Genomic DNA, 23,353 nt, shown 5'->3' with positions numbered 1-23,353 from the left:
GGGAAGGAGGCGCGGCGCAGAGTACGCCGTGATGTCGCCCGTACCGCCAACCCAGTCCACGAGGTCACCGTGCACAGCCCACACCTCACGCGCGGGCGCAGTGGCAGGTCTTCGGACTCGTGGGCGCGCCCACCGGAGATCCGGCGACACCTACCGGCCGTCGCTTCCCGGCCCTCTTGGCGCGGAGCCAGTGCTGATTGACGGCGTTCGTTCCCACTCACCGCTGCGGGACAGTCCCGGATTCCCACCGGGTTCCCTCTTGCGTCGCGCCACCGTGGGCTTGGTCGGACCGGCGGCACGAACCGACTGCGCCCATCAGCGTAGGTGCGCTCGTGCTCCTGCGACAGGGCGCCCAATGCCGGTTGTCCTGATGTGGCCGGTGGCGTCGTCGGGCACGAGCAGCTGAGACAGCGTGTCGGCACCACGAGCGCTCTGGCCGGATTGGGCCTCGGTGGAACCGATCACCTCAACCACACTTGTAGCTTCCACGACCACGCACACCGCCCGTCGGTGGCCGCTGCCCGAAAGGCCCAGGAGATGCTGCCAGAGCCCACGTCGCAGGCCGACGGCACGAGTGCGCAGCCCGCACCCGACCGCACTGCTGTCGACCGGGTCGCCCTGCGCGCCGATCTGCGTGCCGCCGTTCCCGACGCGAGCGCGGCCGTCGCGGTCACGGCGGCCGTGTTCGTCTTCCTCTACCTGCGCATGGAGTCCGGTGACTCGGCGACGGTCGCGGTCATGCCGTTCATGGACGACCCTGCCACCTACTGGATGTACCTGCTGAGCCAGGCGTTCGGCTGGTCGGGACTGCTGTGGGCGTGGGGAACGGTCATGCTCGGCCTGCTGCTGTCGGGGCCGCGCCCCGCCCGGCTACCGGTCTCCCGGCAGGTCCTGGAACGCTGGCATCGCACGACGAGCCTCACCACGATGGCGCTGATGTTCGCGCACGCCCTGATGTTCGCGGCCGAACTCGTGCGATATGAGGCTCAGTTGGGGTGGGCCGAACGCCTGTGGACCGGCTTCGCCGACACCTTCCTGCCTGGCTGGTACGACTCCGGGACCGGCCAGATCGCGATCCCCGTCGGTCAGGGCGCGCTGTATCTCGCCGTCCCGCTCGGGTTGTTGTTCTACGTCCGCCACCGCATCGGCGCGAACACCTGGCGTCGGCTGCACCGTTTCGTGATCGTCGTCTACGTCCTCAGCGTGTGGCACACACTGCTCTACGGCACGAACGTCTGGTACGGCGAATGGCCCCGCACGGTGCTGTGGCTGCTGCAACTCCCCATCGCCGTGCTGCTGTTGGCCCGGCTGCTGCGGCCCGCTCGGCGGTCCGAGCGGCTGACCGTGCCGGGGCGGCGTGACGGGATCTCTCTGCCGAGCTGGGTGGTACGCGCGGCGGCCCGCCTCGCCGTCGCGGCGGTCGTCATCGGCCTCGTCGCTGTCGCGGCATCCGGGCACGACGGCGGACGCGAGCGCCCCGTCGAACCACCTGCCACGAGCCCACACGCGCACGAGCCGGAGTGATCCACGCCGGCTGCCGGCACGGGCTGGTCCGGAACGTCTGCGGGACGGGCCCAAATCGTGATCATGGATGCCCGTGCCGCTGGTCGGTAGCCTGCCGAGGTGGCTGAGAGCTGGGACGAGCAGCAGTTGATCGCGGACGGCTTCGAGCGTGTGTACGTGGACTTGGAGTGGTACGACGGGCCGCGCAAAGGACTCGCGGTCATCGGTGATGTCCCTCACTACTACGAGGGCCGCGACTACGACCGCGACGACGAGGCCGACGAGTACCTCGTGTGGCCCGCGAGCGAGGCCGCCGTGGCGATGGAGCGCGAGCAGTGGGCGATCTACGTCAGGTGGAACGAGGCTTATGAAGCCGGGACGGTCGAGGCGGACAGCCATCCGGGGAACGGAGGGATCGATGCCCGCTACGACGAGCTTGACTTGCTCCTCGCGCCGTACCGTCAGGCGCCGGACGGTGCTCGGCGGCTCGTGGGTGAGGTGCGGTTCGACAGTGGAGACCGCCGCTACAGGCTCGACGGGGTGGACCACTGGTTCCGGTGGCGCCCGAGCAGGTGAGGGGAGAAAGGGTGGTAGCGGAGCGGCACAGTACCGGTGACCGTGTCACCCGCATTCACCCGTGTGGCGGCGCTGCGGAGGGGTCCGGGTCATTGGAGGTGGCCGGTCCCGCGGAGTGGCGGGGGACTACCGTGGCCTAGCTGTCCTGGGTGATTCCGCACGCTGCAGCCTTGGGGCGCAGCGGTACGCCATTGGTGCGCAATACCTCGCGGACGTCCAGGATCAGGGGGAAGACCTCATGATTGCGGTCCTCGCCCTGTTGCTCCCATGCCCGCTGCTCAGCTTCGACGGCCATGCGGTCCTCGGCGAACACGCGCTCGGTGAAGCGTCTGATGAGCGGCCACGCCACATTCAAGGCCCCGGGAATCCTCGGCTTCTCGATCATGAGCAGGCCGTAGGTGTGACATGTGCGCTGCTCGGCGTCCTCGGGCACGTACGCGGCCCAGAGCCGAAAGGAGGGACGTTCGGCGTCTGCCGGGAGCAGGTCAAGTGTCTGGTACGGATAGTCGGTGCGGATGGTCATGACGTCGCTGGAGTCACCGCCGCCGATGCCCTCCGCGGCCAGCAGGCCGGCCCCACGGTTCCGTTTGCCCCCGGCATGGGTGAACAAGTAGCGGGCCTCCACCGACCGCGGGCCGGACCGGTATCCCAGCAATTCGGGATGGAGTTTGCCGAGGACGCCCCGGTGGAGGAACTGGTGATTCATGTCGAGCAGGTTCTCGTGCATGAACGAGTAGTGGCAGCGCACGGTCCGCGAGAAGGTCATGGTCTTGTACTTCGCCGAGCCGAATGCCGGCAGGGAGGGCAGGGCGGTGACCGCCGCCTTCTCCGGATCACCGGGGAAGACGAACACCAGGCCGTACGCCTCGCGGACGGGGTAGCCGCGCACGCCACGCGGTGGCCTACCGTCCCCCTTGGACAGATACGGGATCTTCGAGAGGCGGCCGTCGCCGCGGTAGACCCACGCGTGATAGCCGCAGCGCAGGGTGTCGCCCTCCACGACCCCCATGCTCAGCGGCACTTGGCGGTGGGCACACCGGTCCTCCAGTGCGTGGACGGCGCCGCTCTCACCGCGGTAGAGCGCGATGTTCTCTCCGGCGAAGGCGGTCGCGATCACCCGTTTGCTGCGCACGCTCCCGGACAGCGCGACCGGATACCAGAAATCCGGGTTCGCTCCGACGCGCCGCAGGTCGACCATGCGTACCTCTCCCTCGTCCGTGGGACAGCACCCTTCATCCTGACGGCCGCCCGCCGCGCACGCACTACCCGGCGCATCCGGACGGGTGAGAGCCGGCCCTCCTCGGCCTGCTCGGCGAGGCAGGCGTGCGCATGCTGATCCACTCCTTCGCCGCACTCAGGTCTCACCTCGCGGTTCACGTGCGTCGCGGAGTCCCGTTGAACACCCGCAAGCAGTGCTGCGTTGTATGTGTAACTGCACAATCTTTGCAATAAGCCCCCCACCCGGAAGAGGAACCAACCTGATGTCCATGCGAACCGGCCGTCTCGCGGTGCTCGCCGCCCTGCCCGCAGCCGCTCTCATCACCGTGGCAGGCTCCTCCCCGGTGTTCGCCGAGGAAGACACCCCCGCCTACCAGATCGATCTGGAGCAGCTGAACGACTCCGGATCCAAGGGCACCGTGATGCTGAGCGCGCGTGGCCAGGAACTCACCGTGTGGATCAAGTCCGAAGGCATGGTGCCCGGTCAGCCTTCCGCGCAGCACCTGCACGGGTCGACCGAAGGGCATGACTTCGTGTGCCCGGACGACAGCGCGGACAAGGACGGCGACGGGATCCTCAACAACACCGAGGCGACGGTCCACTACGGCGACATCAACATCGCGCTCACCGTCTCGGGAGATACCGACGCGGCGACCAGTGGCCTCGCGGTAGACCGCATGCCGGTCGCCGACAAGGAAGGCAAGATCACCTACAAGCGGACCCTGCAGGTCTCCCAGGACGTCATCGACCACATCAAGGACCTGCACGTCGTCCAGCACGGCATCGACCCCAACAACAACGACAAGTACGACTTCGAGGGCGCCGGCAAGAGTGAACTCGACCCGAAGCTGCCCCAGGAGGCGACCGCACCCACCAACTGCGGTGAGGTCAAGGGCGCGGCGATCGGCTCCGTCCCGGTCGGCGGGATCGAGACGGGCAGCGGGGCCGGCGGCACGAGCGTGGCTCCGGGCGTGGCCATCGGCGCGGCCTCTGCGGCGACGGCGGTTGCCGCGGTATTCGTCGTGCGTCGTCGTAAAGCGTCCGGTGTCGCGGTGGCGAAGGCCGGGGAAGCCGCGTGAGGCACCCGGTCCTGCGCGCGCGGCGTGCCCCCGCCGCCGTGATCGCCGCTGCCGTCGCGGGCCTGCTGCTCACTGCCTGTGGTGGCCAGGGGACTTCGGCATCACAGACGTCTCCAGGCCAGAGCACGACCGCTGATGCGTCGACGGGAAACCAGACAGTCACCGCTCTGGACCGGTCGGTCCCGCAGAAGGTCACCATCCCGTCCCTCGGTGTGTCGAGCACGCTGGAGACGCTGAGGCAGAACGCGGACGGGGCGATGACGACCCCCAAGAACCCAGACCTGGCCGGCTGGTACGAACCCGGCCCCACCCCCGGCTCCCAGGGACCCGCGGTGATCGCCGGACACGTCACCTGGGACGGTGCGGACGCCGTCTTCAAGGGGCTGGACCAGATGTCGGCCGGCGACACCGTGGAGGTGACGCGCGAGGACGGGAAGACGGCCACCTTCACGGTGGACCGGGTCGAGGAATACGAGAAGGCGAAGTTCCCCACTCTCGAGGTGTACAAGAACGTCGACCACGCCGGGCTGCGGCTGGTCACCTGCGGCGGCCAGTTCGACGCGGACCGGCACTACTACCCCAACAACGTGGTGGTGTTCGCGACCATGACGGGAGTGGCTTGATGCCGAGTCGGTAAGAGGTGGCGGTGAAGCCGCGGCTGGGGAACACTCACGCGGATGCGTGATCGTTGGGAAGCGTCCTCGGGGTTGTGGTTGCGTCGTTGGTCGGACGGGGATGCCCGGTCCGTGGTGACGGCGTTCGCGGATCTGCTGATGAGCCGGCAGGTCAGCAAGCCGATCAAGTCGCCGGCGGCGGCTGAGCGATGGCTCGCGGTCCAAGCCGACCAGTGGGTCTCGGGTTCCGCCTTCGCCTTTGCCGTGGTCGACGGTGCTGACACCGTTCTGGGGAACGTCGCGGTGGGCGCGGTGAACCGGCGCCACAGCACCGGGTGGGTGTCGTACTGGACGACGGTGTCGGCCCGCGGCCAAGGCGTCGCATCACGGGCCTGTCAGTCGCTGGCTCGCTGGGCCTTCGACGAAGTCGGGCTGTTCCGACTTGAGTTGGGTCACCGTATCGACAATCCGGCGTCATGCGGGGTGGCCAGGGCTGCGGGCTTTGCGGCGGAGGGCATCGAACGGCAGAAGCTGGAGTACGACGGTGCGCGCTTCGACGTCGAGCGCCATGCGCGGCTGGCCACGGACCAGGAGCCCCAGCGGACCTGATCTGACCACGTTGAGGCACACAGCGCTCTGCGGCGGAGTTCCCTACTGCCGCCAATGAGCGGGCCACCGACGGTGTGGCCGCGCTCGGCGAAGAAGTCGAGGAAACGGCGGCGGATCTCGGCGGTGCGCACGGTAGGACTCCGGATGCTTACAGGGGTTGGGCGGCCAGGGACCGGGCGGGGTGACGGGGACTGAGGAAGACGACGATGCCCTTGCCGTCGGGGGACGGGTGGGTGGCCTGGGTCCAGCCCTGGCCGCGGTAGAAGGACATGGCTCGGGTCGACTGGACGGAGGTCAGCAGCCAGGAGCGGCCGTCGGCGGCGTCCTCGGTGACTGCCTCCAGAAGCTCGCCGGCGAGTCCGGTGCCGCGTGCCGAGGAGCGGACGGCGAGTTCGTCTATCTCGCGGGCGCCGCACAGCCAGTCGACGGTGTGGTCGGTGCCCAGGCCGGCGGCGGCCTGCGGATAGCAGCGGTCGGTGGGGAAGGGAGCGGGGGTGGTCCAGGCCGTGGCGAAGCCGATGACCTCCGAGCCGTGGAAGGCGAGCGCGGCGGTGAAGCCGGGGCGGCATACGTTCACCGGGAGCCGTCCGGCGAACTCTTCCGCCTTCTCCTCTTCCTCGTTCCAGGGCGGGGCGCAGAAGGCGTCGACGTAGACGGAGCGCAGGGCGGTGGTGTGGGCAAGGAGGTCGTCGTCCTTGAAGATGCGGATGCTCATCAGGCCGCACCCACCAACGAGGCGGACGGCCGCAGAGAGGCGTACTCCAGGGGTGCCGACGGGTCGATCGACACGTCCAGCGGCGCGGGCTCGGCTCCGGCGCGTACGAGGAGGTCGCCGACGGCAGCGATCATCGCGCCGTTGTCCGTGCACAGCCTCAGCGGCGGCACCCGCAACTCGATGCCGGCAGCCCGGCACCGCTCCTCGGCCAGCGACCGCACCCGCGAGTTCGCGGCGACCCCACCGACCACGACGAGCGTGCTGACCCCGTGCTCCCGGCAGGCCGCCACCGCCTTGCGGGTCAGTACGTCGGCCACAGCCTCTTGGAGTGAGGCTGCCCCGTCGGCCACGGGCAGTTCGCGGCCGGAGTGTCCCTCGGCCCAGCGGGCGGCGGCCGTCTTCAGCCCCGAGAAGGAGAAGTCGTACGAGCCCGGAAGGGGGCGAGGGAACGAGACGGCGCGCGGATCTCCCGCGCGCGCCACCCGGTCGATGGCCGGACCGCCGGGATACGGCAGCCCGAAAACCCGCGCGACCTTGTCGAAGCACTCCCCGGCAGCGTCGTCGAGCGTGTCCCCGAGGTGGACGATCGGGTCGCGGACGAGGTCACGGACGAGGAGCAGCGAGGTGTGACCGCCGGAGACGATCAGCACCATGCAGGGGTCGGGCAGCGGCCCGTGCTCCAGCGTGTCGGCCGCCACATGACCGGCGAGATGGTGGACGCCGTGCAAGGGCACGCCCAGCGCGTACGCGATGCTCTTCGCCCCCGCCACGCCCACCTGGAGCGCGCCCGACAGGCCCGGCCCGGTGGTCACCGCGACCGCTCCGATGTCGGACAACCGCAGCCCGGCGTCGTCCAGCGCCTGCTGGATCACCGGGCGCAGGGCCTGCAGGTGCGCCCGGGACGCGATCTCGGGGACCACGCCGCCGAAGCGGGCGTGCTCGTCCATGCTCGACGCGAGCGCGTGGCCGAGCAACTGCCCGTCCCGGACCAGCCCCGCACCGGTCTCGTCACAGGACGACTCGATGCCCAGCACGATCCGCGACCCCATGGCCCACCTCTCTTCCTGCATATTCTAAGCTATTGCAAGTAGTGTGCAATAAGAGTCGCGGGATGTGTACCCGAGCAAGAGTGTGCTGGTCATCGCCCAGCGGAGTGCGCCCCTGTCGCCCCCGGGAATCGCCCCCGAAATCCGCATGTTCGGCTCGCCGTGTACGCCGTCCAGCACCAGGACGGATGCCGGTCTCCGTCGAGGGCTCACTTCGCTACAGGTGCTGGGAGGGTGCCGAGATGGTGGGAAAGCTCAGGCGTCGGCAGGGCACCGAGCGCACCGACCGTAGACCAGGAGCGATCCCGCCGCGTCCGGCCGTAGCCCGGTCAGCTCCTCGATCCGCCCCACCGCTTCCCATGGTCCGTCCCCAGGGCGGCGACACGCCCGCACTGCCGGCACACGGTGTGGTGGTGCGGCTCACCGGTGAGGCCGTAGCGCGTCGCGCCCGGACTGGGGACCGCGTGCACCAGCCCGACGGCCCTCAGGGTCTCAAGGGTGCGGTAGACGGTGGCCTGGTGAATGGCCTCTCCGACCGACGCGAGGTGCGCGCAGGCCTCTCCGCTGGAGACGTGATGGTCGGAGGCGCGGAGCAGGGCCAGTATCCGCAACCGGCCCGGCGTGCACCGAAGCCCGTGTCGCCTCAGCAGTGCACGGGGTTCCTGCGACGCTGTCGTGTGCTGCTGATGACGAGTCTGTTGCAACGGTGAGAACGCCTCCTGGTCTGCGACGCGACCGTCGTCCGGGGACCCATACCCGATCGGCGGGCAGCCAGTGTTGCTGTTAGCGTGCAACTGCACATCAGTGGCAATTATGGCGGAGGACGTTGGACATGGCGGTTTACACGCTCCCGGAGCTTCCCTACGACTACGCGGCGCTCGAACCGGTCATCAACCCGCAGATCATCGAGCTGCACCACGACAAGCACCACGCGGCATACGTCAAGGGCGCGAACGACACCCTGGAGCAGCTGGCGGAGGCTCGGGACAAAGAGTCGTGGGGCTCGATCAACGGCCTGGAGAAGAACCTGGCCTTCCACCTCTCCGGGCACATCCTGCACTCGATCTACTGGCACAACATGACCGGTGACGGTGGTGGCGAGCCGCTGGAGAAGGACGGCGTGGGCGAGCTGGCGGACGCGATCGCCGAGTCCTTCGGCTCGTTCGCGGGCTTCAAGGCACAGCTCACCAAGGCGTCCGCTACGACGCAGGGTTCGGGCTGGGGGGTCCTCGCCTACGAGCCCTTGAGCGGCCGCCTCATCGTCGAGCAGGTGTACGACCACCAGGGCAACGTCGGCCAGGGCTCCACCCCGATCCTGGTCTTCGACGCCTGGGAGCACGCCTTCTACCTCCAGTACAAGAACCAGAAGGTCGACTTCATCGACGCCATGTGGGCCGTCGTCAACTGGCAGGACGTGGCCCGGCGTTACGCGGCCGCCAAGGAGCGCGGCGACAGCCTGCTCCTTGCACCGTGATGGCGTAGCACCCCCTGGACGTCCTGCTCGTGATCGTCTTCTCAACCTTCACAGGCAGGCGGCATGACGAAGGGCTCCCGCGAGGAAGTGACTCGTGGGAGCCCTTCGGTTTCTTGTGGGCGGCCCGTCCGGAAGTGGCTCAGCTGCGAGGGGCGAGGACAAGAATCTCCGTGTCGACCCGGCCCGCCTTGTCGTCGCGGGCGACGGCGGGGACGCTGTCGATGATGCCGAACCCGGCTGCGTGGGCATGCGGTTCGAGCGTCCGCAGGGTCCACAGGCGTTCTCGGACGGCGGCGAGATACGCGACCGGCTCACCGTCGTCGCGGGTGCCCTCGGGTGTGAAGAGGGTGCGCGAGAAGTACGGGCCGGCCGGGTCGTGGCGCAGGGCGGCGAACAGCAGATGCCGTCTGCCTCGGTCGTCGGTGAAGTCGGTGGCCAGGACGCCATTGCGGCCGACGTAGGTCGTCAGTGCGGTTTCCGCGAGGACGGCGAAGCAGAAGACACCGTCCGGGGCGAGCAAGGTCCGGACCCGGTGCAGGAGACCGGCCAGCGACTCGGCTTCGGCGAACATGTTCACCGACGTGTCGCCGAGCACCGCCGTTGCGTATCCCTCGCCCAGATGGCCGTCGGTGTCGAAGAAGTCCTGGGGCACCACGCGCGTACGAGCGGCGAGTTCGGGATGGTCCGCCAGATGGGTGGCCAGTCGTGCGGTCGCGGCGCGCGAGCTGTCGACCGCTGTGACGGACAGTCCCGCTGTCGCCAGTGCGAGTGCCACGCGGCCCCGGCCGCATCCGATGTCGAGCACACGGCCGCCTCGCCGCCCGGCGAGCACGGTGAGGTGGTCGGTGTCCCAGCTCTTGGCGGCGTTCTGCTGATGGATGTAGGGCTCGAACGGGTCGTCGTAGAAGTCGGTGACGTGCAGGGCGGGCAGGCGGTCGAAGAGGTGCCGGAACGGGGGGAGGCAGATCTGCCGTATGTCGTCGCGAGCTGTGGTCACGGCCGTTCTGCCACCTTGTCGGGCTCGGAGTCGGAGGAGGGTCCCCGGGCGGGGCCGCTGCGGGTCAGTGCGGCGTAGGCCACGGTGAGGACGGTCAGGGCGCCTGCGGCCAGCCACAGGGGCGCGCGCAGTCCGAAGGCGTCCGCGACGGCCCCTCCGGTGACCGCGCCGAGGGGGACGGCGGCCATGGAGAGGGTGCGGTTGGCGCTGTTGACGCGGCCGAGCAGGCCGGCGGGGACGAGTCGCTGGCGCAGGGTGACCGACAGGACGTTCCATACGGCGAAGGCGGCGCCGGTGCCACCCCAGGCGAGCGCGGCCAGAGCCGGGGTGGGGAAGGCCGCCAGCGCGAGGTCGAGGGCGGCGGTTACGGCGATCGCCGTGATCTGGAGGGCGCGGCGGTCGAAGCGACGGACGAGCACGGGTGTCACCAGGGCACCGGCGACGCCGCCGATCGCACCGACGGCGAGCATCACGCCGTAGCCGGTCTCCGACACACCCATCGGGCCGCGGGCCAGCAGGACCAGGGTGGCTTCCCAGGCCATGGTGAAGAAGGTGAGCGCGGTGCCGGTGAGCACGATCGTGCGGACGTAGCGGTCCCGCCACAGCCAGCGCATGCCGGCCACGGCGTCGGTGACGACTGAGCGTACGACGCGGCCTTCGGGTGCGACGGCGACAGGGGTGGCCGTGGTACGCAGGCGCGCCAGCAGCAGCACACCGAGGGCCATCGCGGCGGCGTTCAACCCGAAGGGCAGTGCGGGGGAGAGGGCGAACAGCACACCGCCCAGGGCCGGACCGGCCAGGTCCTGGCCGACACGTTCGGCGGTGATCAGGGCACTGTTGGCCTTTTCCAACTTCTCGTCCGCGACGACGCGGGGGACCAGGGACTGGGCGGCGTTGTCGTAGGCGGCCTCGCCGATGCCCAGCAGGAAGGCAAGCACGTACAGCAGAACCATGGAGCGCAGGTCGGCCAGGAGCGCCAGGGTCAGTGCCACCAACAGCAGAGTGCGGGCGGTGTTCGCCCAGACCATGAACCGCTCCGGTCGACTGCGGTCGACGAGGGCGCCGATCGGCAGGCCGAAGAGGAACCAGGGCAGGAAGGCCACCGCGGTCAGGGCGCTGACCGCGAACGGGTCCCGGGTGGTGGCCGCCGCCAGCAGGGGCAGGGCCACCATCCTGATGCCGTCGCCGACGTTCGAGAGAGCGGCGGCGGCGACGACGCGTGTGAAGCGTGTCTCGGCGGACGTCACCGGGGCGGCTCCGGCGCATGCGTGTGAGTCAGGGCGGTGGTGAGGCGGCCTCGGGGCGCGGGATCGGGCAGAGACGCGTGGCGCGCGACGATATCGGCGGCCAGTTGATCGGTGTCGACGGTGTCGAGGAAGGCGCGCAGGAGCGCGAGGCGTTCCTTGCCGTGCCCGGCGACGGCGTCGGGGGTGTCGGCGAAGCGCCAGGGAAAGGTCTCGCGCAGGGCGGGTTCCGCTGCCGCGGCCTGGTCGACGAGGTCGTGCAGGACGTCGGCCCACATGGGCGGGGTGTCACCGCTGAAGGTGATGTGGACGGACTCGCTGTCGGTGGTCCAGGCGTCGTGGACGACGCCGCGCGGGATGTAGAGGGATTCGCCGGGGTGCAGGTCGAGTTCGGCGATCACGGGGGTGTCGTACTGTTCGCGGGGCGCGGGCAAGGTGCGCGGCCACTGCACGGGCGGAGCCTGGAGCCGCCAGTGCTTCACGCCGTGCACCTGGCGTACGAGGACGGACATCGGGTCGTAGTGCGGGCCGGCGCCGCGCGAGTTCGCGGGGGTGAGGTACGCCCCCGCGGAGGTGAAGAGCCCGAGCTCGTTCGACAACTGCCCGCAGAAGTCGGCGACTTCGGGGCTGTAGCGCACCAGTCCGCGCAGGACCACCGTCGCGCCGCGCTCCACCTCCCGCAGCACGGCGTGCGGGTCGGCGACGCTGTCGGCTTGGCCCGCGCCGGTGCCGGTGCGGTGGGTGAAGCGGGACGCCGGTACGTAGCCACCGTCGTGCACGAGCCGGATGTAGGGGATGCGCAGGCCGCGATTGACGATGAGGTCCTCGGCCAGGTCCAGCCCGAAGACGTCGTCGAAGCCGCCCAGGTCGCGGGAGTGCAGCGGGCTTGCCTCCCAGGCTTGTCGCAGGGCGTCGGTGTCGCCGACGAGGCGGTGCAGCACCATGTCGCTCACTCCTGTTCGGGGTTCAGTCAGGCAGCAGCCGCAGACGGGGCGGAGCGGTCAGGCCCAGGTGCGGGGCGAAACGTGCGGCCCGGGTGGTGAGGTCGTCAAGGCAGGTGAAGCCGCGGTCGTAGAGGGCAGGGACGAGCGAGGCGGTGTTCCAGCGGCGCAGAAGGTGCTGCTGCAGGGCGGGGCGGGAGATCCTGCGGAGGGGGTAACCGCGCTGTGTCAGCTGGGCATTGAGCTCTTTGGCCTCGGCGATCAGCTCTCTCAGACGATCCGCGCCCGGGGCGGCACGGACGGCGTCCGCGAGGACGGGCAGGGGCGTCAGTCCGCAGGACCAGCGGTACGAGCGGACCAGCACCTGGGCGAGCACGGCATCGTCCGGAGCCGTCGCCTCTTTTTCATCCAGCCACATCCCGTGGTCGGCGGACAGGAGTCCCCGGCGCCGCGCGGTTTCGACTGCGCGACTCTCCAGCAGCCGGACGTCGTCGTCCTGGGTGCCGGTGAGAAGGCGCAGCACCGTCCGCCGGTGCAGGACGGGATAGTCGTCGGCGTAGATCTGCGCGGCTGTCAGGAGGGTGAGGTTCTCGGCGTCGGCGGATCGCCGCCAGTGCTCCACATGGACGGTCGTCGGTACGGGGGCGGGCCGCAGACCAGGCGGTGCCGGGTGGTGGGCGAGACGTGTGAGGAGGGCACGGGCGTCCTGGGTCTTGACGTCCCAGTTCTCGGCAGGACCGGCCACTGTCTGTCGTACGGTCTCGATCGTGGCTCGGGTAACGCCCTCGGCCTGATGAAGGATGCCCCGCCAGGTGCGGGAGGTGAACGGCAAGTGCGCGGCCGCGGCCAGCAGCTGTGCCTCGTCGTGAGCGGTGATGACGCGGCGCCTTGCCAGGCGGCGCAGTGCCACGCGGACGGAGACGAGAGCGACGGTCAACGCACGGGATCCCGCGTCCGGTTCGGTGTGCACGAGGGCGACCTCGTCATCGCGTTCGATCAGTCCGGTGGCGTACAGGCGGTGCACGACGCCGCTGCCCGTCATGCCGTATGGGCCGAGTTCCGCCGCCCGCAGCGCGCCCATGCTGGCCGCGCCGTACACGGCCGCCCCGCGCCCGATGACCTCGCAGATCTCCTTGTGCCGCACGGACGCCGACTGGAAGAACTGCCCGTCCAGGACGACCACCCGGTCGCCGGGCCCGGCCGGAGACGCCATCAGGTCACCGTGTCGCACGGGAGGGTGTACCACCGCGTCCGGCAACAGGGCCCGTACGGCGGCCGTGTCCAGGGAGGGCCCGGCGTAGACGTGAGTGAGCGTCATGCCGTATCGCCGCCCGTACGGGGCCTGCCGGTGCTCGCGCTGACATCGGTCCTGGCGTCGAAAGCCAGGCCGGGGGCTAGCACCTTGACGACGGGGATCGCTGTCGGGCTGGGCAGAGTCACCCGGATGGGCTCGGTGCCGGTGCGGTCGGCGATCAGGTCAGCGAGGGTGCGCACGTCGGTGTCGAAGCCACCTGCGGTCGGGGCCGTCCACCATGCCGTGGTGCGTGTGCCGACGTCTTCGGCGGTTCGGGTACGGCCGTCAGCGGGTCGGTAGAGCAGCGGCGGGAGGTCGTCGCGGGCGCCGGTGATGGCGGTCAGCCTGCTCTGCGCGGCCTCCGTCAGAGCGCGGCTGAGGGCGATCGCCGGGTCGAGGTGGCAGCCGGCGCCTGTGTAGGTGACGGGATGGGCCTCGGAGCGGATGCGCGCCTCGAAGCAGGCCGGATGCCGGTCGGCGATCACGACCTCGACGGACACCTGGGCCGCGGCATAGAGACCGAGGAGGTTCCGGCAGTCCGGGGCGTCCACGGAGCCGAGATCGAGGCGGCACCAGTCGGCGCGGGGTCGGGCGCGCAGTCGGGCCAGGGCGTCCCGTTCGCACAGTTCCGCCAGGGCATGAGCGGTCGCTTCGGTGACGGTGTTGCCGGAGGCCAGACCGTTGCTGGTGGTGCGGAACAGCGGGGGCGTCCACTCGGCGCGGTAGGTGTGGTCGAGGCGGACGGCCGTCTCCGGTACCGGAATCGACGCACCGCTCAGCAGGCCATCGCCCTCCAGCCAGTGCAGCGGAAGTCCGTCGTGCAGCAGAGACCCCTCGGCGAGGTCGAGCCTGGCCAGGAGGTAGGGCAGGTCAAGTGAGTTGGCGGCACGGGGAGTTGACGGAGAGGTCAGGTTCTCGGCGTGCCAGAGCTCGATCGCCTCCATCGCGGCCGAGACGCGTGCGGCGTGGGGCGTGAGTCCCTTGCCCTGAGACACGGCGACGGTCCGCGACGCGGGGCGTACGGCTTGGAAGACCGGGATGCCGATGTCGTCGAGGCCGGTGACGTCGGCCACGCGCGTCACCCCGTACCGCGGGAGCATGGGGCGGATGCGCTCCCAGGTCTCCTCGGGTGCCACCGTCCGGTGTGTGCCACGGAGGTAGCCCTTGGCCGCCGTGTGGGCGTCTGTTGCCGGCACCGTTCCGCCCCCCGTCGGTCCGGATGGCCCGCGCGGAGGCGGGCGGCGTGGATGGATGCGGGGCGACGCCCATGGAACGGACGCTGTCAGGCGAGGCGTCGCACCCGCACCCGGCTCATGTCGGGCCGATCAGGTGTGGTGGGCCACGCTCACCACGGTCTCCTCTTCGGTCTCCTCGACCTCGAAGACCTCAGCCAGTTCCTCGGTGGAGTACTGCATGCCGCACCTCCTTCCCCGGTCGGAGGTCCCCCGTGCGGGGCCCCTCGACCGTCACTCTGGCTGACACTTCACATTTCTGCAAGGATTTCGTTCTTGCAAGTGGTGTGCAATAAGGGGGGCTTGAGTGGCAGGAGTTGCGGTTCAGCGACTTGCGGCTGTCCTGGTGGCTGCCGGTGTTCTCGCGGCCTGCGGGGCACAGTCAGGTACGAGTGAAGGCGCGAAGCAGGCTGAGGCTTCGGGATCCGATGTCCGTATCGAACGGTGCGGGGAGGACATACGGCTGAAGCGGCCCGCCTCGCGCGCGGTGACGCTCAATCAGCACGCGACCGAGTTGGTGCTGGCCATGGGACTGGGGGACCGGCTGATCGGCAGCTCGCTGCTGGACAACGCGGTACGGCCGGATCTGAAGGCCGCCTACGACAAGGTGCCCGTGTTGTCGGAGAAGGCGTATCCGTCGAAGGAGACCCTGATCGGGCTGGGCCCCGACGTGCTCATCGGGGGGTTCGGACCGACCTTCAGCGAGGCCAACGGGCTGCCGCCGGACCAGTTCCGCTCCGCAGGGATCGGGCTGTTCACCATCCAGTGCAAGGGACAGAAACTCACCTTCACCTCCCTCACCGACACCGTCACCGCGCTCGGCACCCTCTTCGGCGAGCCGACTGCCGCCCGGAAACTCAACACACGGCTCACCGAACAGTGGGAGGAAGTGAAGAAGCAGGTCAAGGGAGCCGACCCGGTCGACGTCCTCGTCTTCGACTCCGGGCAGACCGCCCCCACCGTGGGAGGCGGGCAGGGCCTGGCCAACACCCTGGTCACCACGGCCGGCGGAGGCAACGTCTTCTCCGACCTGAAGTCCGACTGGGGAGAGGCCAGTTGGGACGAAGTCGTACGCCGCGACCCTGACGTCATCCTCGTCGTCGACTACTTCACCGCCGGGAACACCGCCCAGGACAAGATCAAGCAGCTGCGGTCCGATCCCGTGCTGCGGGACGTGACGGCGGTGAAGGAGAACCGCTTCCTGGTCGTGGGGCTGACGGGGCTCGGGGCGCTCAGCCCGCGCAACCCCGAGGTCGCCGCCGACATCGCCGACGAGCTCCATCCGCAGGGGTGAGGCGCGCGATGGTCGCCACGGCCCCTTCGGGCGCCGGGATCGTAGAACGCACACGACCGCCCGCCGTCCGACGAGCGGCGACCCGATGCCTCCTGCCGGCCCTGATCGTCCTGCTGGCCGGCGGGGTCGTCGCCGGGATCGCTCTGGGTCCCTTCCAGGTCCCGGCCGGCTCCCTGGTCCGGGTGGTGGTCGCGCATCTGCTGGGCGACGAAGTGTCCGGTGCGGACGCTCGGTACGACACGATCGTCTGGCAGATCCGGCTGCCCCGCGTGCTGCTCGGCGCCCTGGTCGGCGCGGGTCTGGCGATGGTCGGCACGGTGTTGCAGGCGCTGCTGCGCAATCCGCTCGCCGACCCGTTCGTACTGGGCACCAGCTATGGCGCCGGGGTCGGCGCGGTGACCGTCACGCTGGCCGGGGCGGGATTGGTAGGGGTCTACACCCTGTCCACCGGCGCCTTCGCGGGAGCGATGGCCGCCACCGTCGTGGTCTTCGCCGTCGCGCAGGCCCACCGTGGCACCGGGGCGGCCCGGCTGTTGCTGGCCGGAGTCGCGGTGTCCTTCGTCGGGCAGGCCGTCACCAACGTCCTGGTGATGATCGGCGACGACAGTGGCGGACAGGCCGCCAGGTCCGTGCTGTTCTGGCTGATGGGCGGGCTCGGCGGGGCCCGGTGGACCTCGTTGACCCTGATCGCTGCCCTGACCGCGCTCGCACTGCCCTTCCTGCTGCTGCGCGCCCGGATGCTGGACGCGCTGATGCTCGGCGAGCAGACCGCCGCGAGTCTGGGACTGCGCCCGGCCCGCCTCCGTACCGAACTCTTCGTGATCACAGCGCTGTTGACCGGGGCCATGGTGGCCGTCAGCGGGGCGATCGGCTTCGTCGGCCTGATGATGCCGCTGTTCACCCGGCTGCTCCTGCGCACCGCGGAGAACGCGCGCGTCCTGCCCGTCGCCGCGCTGTCCGGCGCGGTGTTCCTGGTCTGGGCCGACCTCGCCGCCCGCCTTGTCCTCGCCCCTGCCGAACTGCCCGTCGGCGTGGTCACCGCCCTGTGCGGCGGCCCCGTGTTCCTGTGGCTGCTGGTCCGCCGGGGCGGGGCGCCGGCCGGACCCGGCGGCGGGGGAGGAGCCCTGTGACCCCGTCCGGAGCAGCCGAACTGGCGATTGGCGGGCTCCACGCGCGCTTGTCCGGAGTGCCCGTCCTGCACGGGGTCGATCTGCGGGCCGAGCCGGGCGAGGTACTCGGTGTCGTCGGCCCCAACGGGGCAGGCAAGTCGACGCTGTTGCGCTGTCTGTACCGGGCTCTGACGCCCGAGTCCGGCACGGTCCTTGTCGACGGCAAGGACCTGCTGGCCATGGGCCCCGCCACGTCCGCCCGGCACACTGCGGCCCTGCCGCAGGAGTCCGAGCCGGTCAGCGGGCTGCGGGTGCGGCGCGTAGTCGTCCTCGGCCGCACGGCCCACCTGGGCGCCTGGCAGACGCCCGGCGCCCAGGACCACTGGCTCGCCGAGGAGGCACTGGCCCGGGTCGGCGCGTCCGCACTTGCCGACCGAGACATCGCCACGTTGTCCGGCGGCGAACGCCAACGCGTCCTGCTGGCCCGCGCCCTGGCCCAGCAGCCCCGCGTCCTCGTCCTCGACGAACCCCTGAACCACCTGGACATACGGCACCAGTTGGATGCCTTGATCATGATCCGCGGTCTGGGCATCACCACCGTCCTGGCCGTCCACGATCTCGGCCTGGCCCTGCGCTACTGCGACCGGCTGTGCGTGCTCGCCGCCGGTGCGGTCGTCGCCGCGGGACCGCCACGCGATGTGCTGCAACCGGCCCTGATGGCCGAGGTGTTCGGTGTGAGGGCACGGCAGGTGGAGATCGCGCCGGGGGAGTACGCCCTGTGGTGCGAGCCCCTGGAACCGGCGCCGGGCCTGGCCGCCGCAGATGTGACCGGCCCGGATCCGACCGCTTCCCTTGACGCCTCCGAGGAGGAGCCTGCGTGCTGATCTCCTTGCTTCACCACGCCCGCCCCGGGTGTGGCCCGCTGCTGGCGAGCGTGGCTGCGGGTGTCGGAGTGTCCGCCTGCCATGTGGCCCAGAGCCTGCTGCTCACCCTGGCTGTGGCCCGGGGGCTGCGCGAGGACCTGACCGGCGCGGTCTGGGCCTGCTGCGGGGCACTCGCCCTGGTCGCCGTACGCGCTCTGCTGATCTGGGCGCGCGAGGTTGCCGCCGCCCGTGCCGCCGAGCGCGTCAAGACCGATCTGCGGCTGCGCCTTTACCGCCACCTGCTCACTCTGGGCCCGGCTCATGTGACACGGCAGCGCACCGGGGCGGTCCTGACGACGCTCCAGGACAGTGTCGAGGCCCTCGACCGGTTCGTCAGCATCTTCCTGCCCCAGGTCCTCGTCACCGTCCTCGGCGGGCTCGGCATCGTCGCCGTCCTCGCGCTGATCGACCCGCCGGTCGCGCTCCTCGTCGCCGTCACCGCCGTCCTTGCGGCGACAGTGCCCAGGCTGCTGCGGCATCGGATGCGCCGGATGCTCATGGACTTCATGCGCGGCTGGCGCGGCCTCAGCGCCGACTACCTGGACGCGGTCCAGGGCCTGCCCGCCCTCAAAGCCGTCGGCGCCGACGGACACTTCGGCACTCGGCTGTCCCGCAGCGCCTGGGACTTCTACCGCTCCTCCCTGCGCTTCACCCAGATCGGCACGATCTCCGCGGGCTTCGTCGGCTTCTTCGCCGCCCTCGGCACCGCCGCCGCGGTCGGGCTCGCCGCCTGGCAGTACGCCTCCGGAGACCTCTCCGTCACCGCAGTCTTCGCCGTACTGCTGCTTTCCCGCGAGGCGTTCCGCCCGGTCACCGAGCTGATGGCCGCCTTCCACGCGGGCCAGGCCGCACTCCCCGCCGACGAGGCCATCCGCGAACTCCTCGCCGCGAAGCCCGTCGTCCCCGACACGGGCACCACTCCGCCCGCCCGCACCGGCGCCCCACCCCGCGTGACCCTCGAGAACGTCACCTACACCTACCCCGGCCAGGACCAACCGGCCGTCGCCCGCATCAGCATCACCCTCGAAGCCGGCACCACCACCGCCGTGGTCGGCCCGTCCGGCGCCGGCAAGTCCACCCTCGCCCGCCTCCTGCTCCGCTTCGCCGACCCGGACCCCGGCAGCGGCCGGATCAGCGCCGATGGCGTCGACCTGCGGCACATGTCCTTGGCCGACTGGCACGCCCGGATCGCGGTCGTCTCCCAGGAGGTGTTCCTCTTCCACGGAACCGTCCGCGACAACATCGCCTTCGGCCGCGCCGACGCCACCCCCGAGGACAACGAGAAGGCAGCCCGCGCCGCCCACGCCCACGACTTCATCACCGCCCTGCCCGACGGCTACGACACCGTCATCGGCGAACGCGGCCTGCGCCTGTCCGGCGGCCAGCGCCAGCGTCTCGCCATCGCCCGCGCCCTGCTCGCCGACGCCCCCCTGCTCATCCTCGACGAGGCCACCTCGAGCGTGGACATCGCCGCCGAACGCGCCGTCGTGGACGCCTTGGACCGGCTGCGGGAGGGCCGCACCGTGCTGGTCATCGCCCACCGCCTGTCCACCGTGGCCGACGCCGACCACCTGGTCGTCCTCACCGAGGGGCAGGTCGCCGAGGCCGCGCCGCCGGACCAACTCCTCGCCCGGGGCGGTGCGTACGCCCGACTCGTCGCCCGGCAGCGAGAGGGAGCCGCCCGATGACGACCCCCGCCCACTCCAAGGACCACGGATCGGCACTGCGCAGCCTCCTGCGCCCGCACCGGATCCGCCTCGCAGCCGCCATAGCGTGCGGACTTCTCGACCAGGCCCTCGCCCTCACCGCGGCCCTCCTCGGCGCCACGCTGGTCGGCCGTGCCCTGAACGGCGCAGCGCCGGCCGACCTTCTCCCCCAACTCCTCCTCCTGGCCGCCCTGGTGGTCCCGAAGGTCCTCGCCGCCTGGGCCGAGTCCTACCTCGCCCACGACCTGGCCTTCCGTGTCCTGGCCGCGCTCCGCGACCGCTGCTACCGAGCCCTTTCCGCTCTCACCCCCGGCTACCTCCTGCGCCGCCGCTCCGGAGACATCGGTGCCACCGCCATGGCGGACATCGAGCTGCTGGAGCTGTTCTTCGCCCACAGCCTCAGCCCACTCGTCGTCGCCGCGTCCGTGCCCCCGGCCTGCCTCATCGCCGCATTCGCCGTGGACCCCCTCCTCGGTGCCGCCCTCCTGCCGGCCGTCGCCCTCATGGCCACCGTCCCGTTCTGGCTGCGCCGCCGCTCCGCCGAGCAGGGCCGGCGGATGCGCGAGGCCACCGGAGAGGCGGCCGCCGAAACGGTCGACGCCGTCCAAGGGCTCGCCGAGACCCTGGTCTTCGCCCGCCAGGACCACCAGGCCGACCGCCTGCGCACCGCCACGGAACGCCTCGGCCGCACCACCGCCGCCCACCGCTCACGCGGCGGCGTCGAGAAGGCGGCAGGCGACGCCATCGCCGCCATCGGCCTGATCGCCGTGCTGCTCACCGCGCTCGCCCTCGTCGACACGGGCAGCCTGCGCACCGAGCAGGTCCCCGTCGCGGCCGTCCTCGGCGCCTTCGCCTTCCTCCCGCTGATGACCCTCGTCGACACCTGGCGCGAGCTCGCCGCCATCCGAGCCGCGGCCGTGCGACTCACCGAGATCGTCACCGCCGAGCCGGACGTCACCGACCAGACGACCGACGAACCCGCACCCACGGAGCGCATCGACGCCACGGTCGCCTTCGACGGCGTCCGCTTCCGCTACCGCCCGCAACTCCCGGACGCGATCAGCGACATCACGTTCACCGTCTCCGCCGGCACCACGGTTGCCCTCGCGGGCCACTCCGGCGCGGGAAAGAGCACCTGTGCCTCCCTCCTTCAGCGTCACTGGGACCCGGCCGCCGGTTCGATCACCATCGGCGGCCACGACCTGCGCACCCTGCCGTTGCCCCAACTCCGGCGCCTCGTCGCCGCGGTCCCCCAGGACACCTATCTCTTCAACCTGAAGATCAGCGACAACATCCGCCTCGCCCGTCCCGACGCCACCGACGCCGACGTCGAGAAGGCGGCCCGTGCCGCCCACGCCCACGACTTCATCACGCGCGACCTCCCCGACGGCTACGACACCCTCGCCGGAGAACGCGGCAGCCACCTCTCCGGCGGCCAGCGCCAGCGCATCGCCATCGCCCGCGCCCTCCTTGCCGACACCCCGGTCCTCGTCCTCGACGAGGCGGTCTCCAACCTGGACGCGGAGAGCGAGGCGGAGGTCGACCAAGCCCTGCGCGCGGCCCGCGCCGGCCGTACGACCCTCATCGTCGCCCACCGCCCCTCCACGCTCGCCACCGCTGACACCGTCGTACTCCTCGAAGAGGGGCGGATCGTGGACGTGGGTCACCACCACGATCTGCTGGCGCGCTGCCCGGGCTATGGGGCATTGCTCCACCCTGAAGGGCAAGGGACCGAACCGGACGGGACGTTGCACGAAGAGCATCCCGCAGGGTGCAATCAGCCCTAGGATTCGAGGACTTCGCGCCCGGGCCGCCAAGGTCCGCACAACACTGGATTTACTAGGACGTCCAACTATATATTCGAGAGGTAAGCCCGCGGTGCAGGGAAGCCGGTGTGAATCCGGCGCGGTCCCGCCACTGTGACCGGGGAGTACGCCGTCGAGCAGAACGCCACTGACGAGCTGGATGTCGGGAAGGCGGACGGCGCGCGCTGATCCGGGAGTCAGGATACCGGCCGTGGGATGTTCCGTGTTGTCCACGAGGATGGAGCTGACACGCATGGCACCGGTGTGCATCCACGACTCCGGCGGACCCGCCCGACCAGCCCGACGGCTTGTCGCGCGCCCGGCCGTCACAGCCTGACGGTCCCCTCGCCATACGCGATCTCGCGCAGCCTTCCCGCACACACGCCACCGCGTCCGTGTGCGGTGGCGCCGCGCGCCATCCCGGATCACCTGACGAGAGCAGGCACCCATGGTCCGCGTACAAGACCACGCCCCCGTGCGTGAGTTGACCCACTTCATCGGCGGCAAGCACACCCCGGGAACCTCGGGGACGTTCGGCGATGTGTACGACCCCAACACCGGCGAGATCCAGGCCCACGTGCCCCTCGCCACCCGTGCCGAGACCGAGGCGGCGATCGCCGACGCGGCGCAGGCGCAACAGGCGTGGGGGGAGTGGAACCCGCAGCGCCGCGCCCGCGTGTTCCTCCGGTTCCTCCACCTCGTCGAACAGGAGAAGGACGCGCTGGCCCGGCTGCTGTCGTCCGAGCACGGCAAGACCATCGCCGACGCCCACGGTGACCTCCAGCGCGGGCTGGAGGTGGTCGAGTTCGCCGCCGGCATCCCGCACCTCCTCAAGGGCGAGTTCACCGACAACGCCGGCACCGGCATCGACGTCCACTCCCTGCGCGCACCTCTCGGCGTGGTCGCGGGCATCACCCCGTTCAACTTCCCCGCGATGATCCCGCTGTGGAAGGCCGCCCCGGCGCTGGCATGCGGAAACGGCTTCATCCTCAAGCCGTCGGAGCGCGCCCCGTCCGTCCCGCTGCGACTGGCCGAGTTGTTCCTGGAGGCCGGTCTGCCGCCCGGCGTCCTCAACGTCGTCAACGGCGCCCGGGAGACAGTCGGCACCCTGCTCGAAGACCCCCGTGTCGCCGCCCTCGGCTTCGTCGGCTCCACGCCGATCGCCGCGCACGTCTACGCCACCGCAGCCGCCCACGGCAAGCGCGCCCAGTGCTTCGGCGGTGCCAAGAACCACATGATCGTCATGCCGGACGCCGATCTCGACCAGGCCGTGGACGCCCTCATCGGCGCCGGATACGGCTCGGCGGGTGAGCGCTGCATGGCGATCTCGGTCGCCGTGCCGGTCGGTGAGGACACCGCCGATGCGCTGGTCGCCCGCCTCAAGGAGCGCATCGGCAGCCTGCGGATCGGCCGCAGCGACGACCCCGAGGCCGACTTCGGGCCCCTTGTCGGGCAGGACGCGCTCGACCGGGTGCGCTCCTACGTCGACCTCGGCGTCGAGGAGGGCGCTGAACTGGTCGTCGATGGAAGGAACTTCGTCCTTCCCGGTCACGAGAACGGCTTCTTCGCCGGTGCCTCCCTCTTCGACCGGGTCACCCCCGCGATGCGCATCTACCAGGAGGAGATCTTCGGGCCGGTCCTGTCCGTCGTCCGCGCCGCCGACTACGAGGAGGCCCTGCGCCTGCCCAGCGAGCACCTCTACGGCAACGGCGTCGCGATCTTCACCCGGGACGGCGACACGGCCCGCGACTTCACCCGGCGCGTGAACACCGGCATGGTCGGCGTCAACGTGCCCATCCCGGTTCCCGTCGCCTACCACACCTTCGGTGGCTGGAAGCGCTCCGGCTTCGGCGACCTCAACCAGCACGGCCCGGACGCCATCCGCTTCTACACCCGCACGAAGACGGTCACCTCGCGCTGGCCCGCAGGCCTGAGGGAAGGCGCGAGCTTCACGATCCCCACGATGGGCTGAGC

At 70.6% G+C, this 23,353-nt stretch carries 21 protein-coding genes and 2 riboswitches; of the genes, 12 read left to right on the top strand and 9 right to left on the bottom strand.

The genetic code is table 11. The features are described 5' to 3' along the window. Positions 1-86: 86 nt before the first annotated feature. Positions 87-322: riboswitch (cobalamin riboswitch) on the bottom strand. A gap of 215 nt (positions 323-537) precedes the next feature. Both ACWGDB_RS07645 and ACWGDB_RS07640 read left to right on the top strand, forming a co-directional pair. Next, positions 538-1,524, top strand: a complete 987-nt coding sequence (locus ACWGDB_RS07645) for a ferric reductase-like transmembrane domain-containing protein (RefSeq protein WP_453821648.1) — start codon at positions 538-540, stop codon at positions 1,522-1,524. Positions 1,525-1,623: 99 nt separating this feature from the next. Continuing rightward, complete coding sequence (locus ACWGDB_RS07640) at positions 1,624-2,079, top strand: hypothetical protein (RefSeq protein ID WP_453821573.1); 456 nt, start codon at positions 1,624-1,626, stop codon at positions 2,077-2,079. A gap of 136 nt (positions 2,080-2,215) precedes the next feature. Here ACWGDB_RS07640 and ACWGDB_RS07635 read toward each other — a convergent pair whose 3' ends face one another. After that, complete coding sequence (locus tag ACWGDB_RS07635; protein WP_453821572.1) at positions 2,216-3,277, bottom strand: Rieske 2Fe-2S domain-containing protein; 1,062 nt, start codon at positions 3,275-3,277, stop codon at positions 2,216-2,218. 280 nt (positions 3,278-3,557) lie between these two features. Here ACWGDB_RS07635 and ACWGDB_RS07630 point away from each other — a divergent pair, with 280 nt between their 5' ends. Genes ACWGDB_RS07630 through ACWGDB_RS07620 form a run of 3 tightly spaced genes read left to right on the top strand, consistent with a single transcriptional unit; the run spans position 3,558 to position 5,599 of the window. Next, entirely contained in the window at positions 3,558-4,376 is an 819-nt protein-coding gene (locus ACWGDB_RS07630) for a hypothetical protein (protein WP_453821647.1), read from the top strand. Next, complete coding sequence (locus ACWGDB_RS07625) at positions 4,373-4,999, top strand: class F sortase (RefSeq protein WP_453821571.1); 627 nt, start codon at positions 4,373-4,375, stop codon at positions 4,997-4,999. The genes ACWGDB_RS07630 and ACWGDB_RS07625 overlap by 4 nt, the downstream gene beginning before the upstream one ends. Positions 5,000-5,053: 54 nt before the next feature. Beyond that, a complete protein-coding gene (locus ACWGDB_RS07620) occupies positions 5,054-5,599 on the top strand; it encodes a GNAT family N-acetyltransferase (protein ID WP_453821570.1) in 546 nt (181 codons plus the stop codon). A gap of 148 nt (positions 5,600-5,747) precedes the next feature. Here the strand turns inward: ACWGDB_RS07620 and ACWGDB_RS07615 are convergent, their stop codons facing one another. From ACWGDB_RS07615 to ACWGDB_RS07605, 3 genes are all read right to left on the bottom strand, one after another. Continuing rightward, entirely contained in the window at positions 5,748-6,314 is a 567-nt protein-coding gene (locus ACWGDB_RS07615; RefSeq protein ID WP_453821569.1) for a GNAT family N-acetyltransferase, read from the bottom strand. Beyond that, entirely contained in the window at positions 6,314-7,363 is a 1,050-nt protein-coding gene (gene tsaD, locus ACWGDB_RS07610; RefSeq protein ID WP_453821568.1) for a tRNA (adenosine(37)-N6)-threonylcarbamoyltransferase complex transferase subunit TsaD, read from the bottom strand. Before tsaD ends, ACWGDB_RS07615 begins: the two co-directional genes overlap by 1 nt. Before the next feature lie 326 nt (positions 7,364-7,689). Beyond that, complete coding sequence (locus tag ACWGDB_RS07605) at positions 7,690-7,971, bottom strand: transcriptional repressor (protein ID WP_453821567.1); 282 nt, start codon at positions 7,969-7,971, stop codon at positions 7,690-7,692. A gap of 221 nt (positions 7,972-8,192) precedes the next feature. Between ACWGDB_RS07605 and ACWGDB_RS07600 the strand changes: the two genes are divergently transcribed. Further along, entirely contained in the window at positions 8,193-8,834 is a 642-nt protein-coding gene (locus tag ACWGDB_RS07600; RefSeq protein WP_453821566.1) for a superoxide dismutase, read from the top strand. 139 nt (positions 8,835-8,973) lie between these two features. Here the strand turns inward: ACWGDB_RS07600 and ACWGDB_RS07595 are convergent, their stop codons facing one another. Genes ACWGDB_RS07595 through ACWGDB_RS07575 form a run of 5 tightly spaced genes read right to left on the bottom strand, consistent with a single transcriptional unit; the run spans position 8,974 to position 14,506 of the window. After that, the gene (locus tag ACWGDB_RS07595; RefSeq protein WP_453821565.1) at positions 8,974-9,831 is read right to left on the bottom strand and encodes a class I SAM-dependent methyltransferase; all 858 of its coding nucleotides are present in this window, start codon (positions 9,829-9,831) and stop codon (positions 8,974-8,976) included. Beyond that, positions 9,828-11,078, bottom strand: a complete 1,251-nt coding sequence (locus ACWGDB_RS07590) for an MFS transporter (RefSeq protein ID WP_453821564.1) — start codon at positions 11,076-11,078, stop codon at positions 9,828-9,830. The genes ACWGDB_RS07595 and ACWGDB_RS07590 overlap by 4 nt, the downstream gene beginning before the upstream one ends. After that, positions 11,075-12,019 carry a JmjC domain-containing protein gene (locus tag ACWGDB_RS07585; RefSeq protein WP_453821563.1) on the bottom strand — a complete coding sequence of 315 codons (945 nt, stop codon included), beginning with the start codon at positions 12,017-12,019 and terminating at the stop codon, positions 11,075-11,077. The genes ACWGDB_RS07590 and ACWGDB_RS07585 overlap by 4 nt, the downstream gene beginning before the upstream one ends. A 22-nt stretch (positions 12,020-12,041) precedes the next feature. Further along, a complete protein-coding gene (locus ACWGDB_RS07580; RefSeq protein ID WP_453821562.1) occupies positions 12,042-13,334 on the bottom strand; it encodes a TfuA-like protein in 1,293 nt (430 codons plus the stop codon). Beyond that, the gene (locus tag ACWGDB_RS07575; RefSeq protein ID WP_453821561.1) at positions 13,331-14,506 is read right to left on the bottom strand and encodes a YcaO-like family protein; all 1,176 of its coding nucleotides are present in this window, start codon (positions 14,504-14,506) and stop codon (positions 13,331-13,333) included. Before ACWGDB_RS07575 ends, ACWGDB_RS07580 begins: the two co-directional genes overlap by 4 nt. Positions 14,507-15,029: 523 nt before the next feature. On the opposite strand from ACWGDB_RS07575, the gene ACWGDB_RS07570 reads away from it, so the two are divergent. The 6 genes from ACWGDB_RS07570 to ACWGDB_RS07545 all read left to right on the top strand — a co-directional run bounded on the left by ACWGDB_RS07570 (position 15,030) and on the right by ACWGDB_RS07545 (position 23,351). After that, positions 15,030-15,836, top strand: a complete 807-nt coding sequence (locus tag ACWGDB_RS07570; RefSeq protein WP_453821560.1) for an ABC transporter substrate-binding protein — start codon at positions 15,030-15,032, stop codon at positions 15,834-15,836. An 8-nt stretch (positions 15,837-15,844) separates the two neighbouring features. Further along, positions 15,845-16,966 (top strand): FecCD family ABC transporter permease, encoded by a 1,122-nt coding sequence (locus tag ACWGDB_RS07565; RefSeq protein ID WP_453821559.1) that lies wholly within the window; start codon positions 15,845-15,847, stop codon positions 16,964-16,966. Further along, complete coding sequence (locus ACWGDB_RS07560; RefSeq protein WP_453821558.1) at positions 16,963-17,829, top strand: ABC transporter ATP-binding protein; 867 nt, start codon at positions 16,963-16,965, stop codon at positions 17,827-17,829. The genes ACWGDB_RS07565 and ACWGDB_RS07560 overlap by 4 nt, the downstream gene beginning before the upstream one ends. Beyond that, positions 17,823-19,556, top strand: coding sequence for an ABC transporter ATP-binding protein (locus ACWGDB_RS07555; protein WP_453821557.1), 1,734 nt, complete (start codon positions 17,823-17,825; stop codon positions 19,554-19,556). Before ACWGDB_RS07560 ends, ACWGDB_RS07555 begins: the two co-directional genes overlap by 7 nt. Beyond that, a complete protein-coding gene (locus tag ACWGDB_RS07550; RefSeq protein WP_453821556.1) occupies positions 19,553-21,361 on the top strand; it encodes an ABC transporter ATP-binding protein in 1,809 nt (602 codons plus the stop codon). The genes ACWGDB_RS07555 and ACWGDB_RS07550 overlap by 4 nt, the downstream gene beginning before the upstream one ends. 72 nt (positions 21,362-21,433) lie before the next feature. Next, a riboswitch (cobalamin riboswitch) is annotated at positions 21,434-21,607 on the top strand. A gap of 220 nt (positions 21,608-21,827) precedes the next feature. Further along, positions 21,828-23,351: a CoA-acylating methylmalonate-semialdehyde dehydrogenase gene (locus tag ACWGDB_RS07545; RefSeq protein WP_453821555.1), complete on the top strand. Its 1,524-nt coding sequence runs from the start codon at positions 21,828-21,830 to the stop codon at positions 23,349-23,351. Positions 23,352-23,353: the final 2 nt, after the last annotated feature.

Source organism: Streptomyces sp. NPDC055013 (genome assembly GCF_053608645.1).
Note: the sequence above shows the minus strand (reverse complement) of the source record. Positions and strands in the feature narration are given on the sequence as shown.